We start from the raw sequence: 1837 nt of genomic DNA on the forward strand, positions 1-1837 counted from the left end.
TAGATGCCATAAAAACATATGAAAGAGTTGCTGAAAAAGGATATAAATCAGCGGATATGTTTAAAAAGCTGGGCAATGCCTACTACTTTAATGCGGACTTCGATAAAGCCGCTAAATGGTATGGGGAATTGTTTACTATGGATACCTCCAATTTAGAACCTGAATATTATTATCGTTATGCTCAATCTTTGAGATCCACAGATCAAAATGATAAGGCAAATGAAATGATGGAACTATTCAACCAAAAATCAGGAAACGATAGTAGAGCAAAACTTTTCAAAAAAAACACCAATTATTTAGAAGCCATAAAAGCTAATTCTGGAAGATACCAGATAGAAGATGCAGGTGTTAATTCGAAATATTCCGATTATGGAACAGCGCTGTACTCTAATAAAATAGTATTTGCATCAGCAAGAGATACAGGAAGTCTTGGACAAAGAAAACACAAATGGACCAATCAATATTTCACAAACTTGTACACGGCGGATTTAGGTGATAACATGACTCCAAGTGCCGCTAAAAAGTTTGACAAAAATGTAAATTCAAAGTTTCATGAATCTACTCCTGCTTTTACGAGTGATGGAAAAACCATGTATTTTACCCGAAACAACTATCTGGATGGTAAAAAAGGAAAAGATGGAAATAAAATTACTTTAATTAAAATATACAAAGCCACTTTAGAGAATGACAAATGGACAAATGTAACTGAACTGCCTTTTGATAGTGACAATTACAGTACAGCACATCCTGCTTTAAGTCCTGATGGAAAAACATTGTATTTTGCTTCTGATATGCCTGGAACATTAGGACAGTCTGATTTATTCAAAGTAAAAATAAATGAAGATGGTACTTTTGGCATCCCGGAAAATTTAGGAAATACAATTAATACCGAAGGAAGAGAAACTTTCCCTTTTATAAATGATGAAAATGAAATTTACTTTGCATCAGATGGACATCCTGGACTTGGAGGATTAGATGTTTTTATGTCTAAAATAAATGAAGATAGCTCTTTCAATGAAGTTCAAAACGTAGGTGCTGATGTGAACTCTCCTAAAGATGATTTTGCTTATTTAATCGATCCAAAATCAAGAAGAGGATTTTTTACTTCAAACAGAGACGGTGGTCAAGGCTATGACGATATTTATAAATTTTTAGAAACAAGAAGGCTTATTTGCGAACAACTTCTTTATGGAGAAATCACTGATATAAAAACGGGAGAAATACTCGCTAACACAAAAATAACCTTATATGATAATCAATTTAAGGTTGTCAATACTGTTGCTTCGGATGAAAAAGGAAATTATTCTTTTAATGTGGAATGTGGAAAAACCTATAATGTAAGAGCTGAAAAACCGGAATACACAACCAAAGAACAAAAGATAACTATCACTAAAACAGATGGAAAAACACATTTACCAATCGCATTAGAAAAAGAAATATGTAAAGTAGCCGTTGGCGATGATTTAGGTAAATGCTTTGGTATAAAAATGATTTACTTTGATTTTGACAAATCGGATATTAGAGTAGAAGCAGCTTTAGATTTAGAAAAAATATTAGATGTTCTTAATCAATACCCAACGATGAAGCTCGATATACGTTCCCATACTGATAGTCGTGGAACTTTCGAATACAACGAAGCATTGTCAGATAGAAGAGCAAAATCTACCATAAAATGGTTAGTTAAAAACGGGGTTAACAAAAACAGATTAATCGGTAAAGGTTATGGCGAATCACAACTGGTGAATAAATGTGCTGATAACATAGAATGTACTGAAGAAGAACATCAACTCAATAGAAGAAGTGAGTTTATAATCACTGCTTTGTAAGTATAATTTGT

General features: G+C 32.9%; 1 protein-coding gene. It reads left to right on the top strand.

Annotated features, from left to right (window positions below; translation table 11 throughout):
• Positions 1–1826, top strand: a 1826-nt coding sequence (locus E0I61_RS16220; RefSeq protein WP_132072665.1) for an OmpA family protein, incomplete at its 5' end; no start/stop codon positions are given.
• Positions 1827–1837: the final 11 nt, after the last annotated feature.

It is taken from the genome of Flavobacterium ranwuense (assembly GCF_004349315.1).
Lineage (GTDB): Bacteria > Bacteroidota > Bacteroidia > Flavobacteriales > Flavobacteriaceae > Flavobacterium > Flavobacterium ranwuense.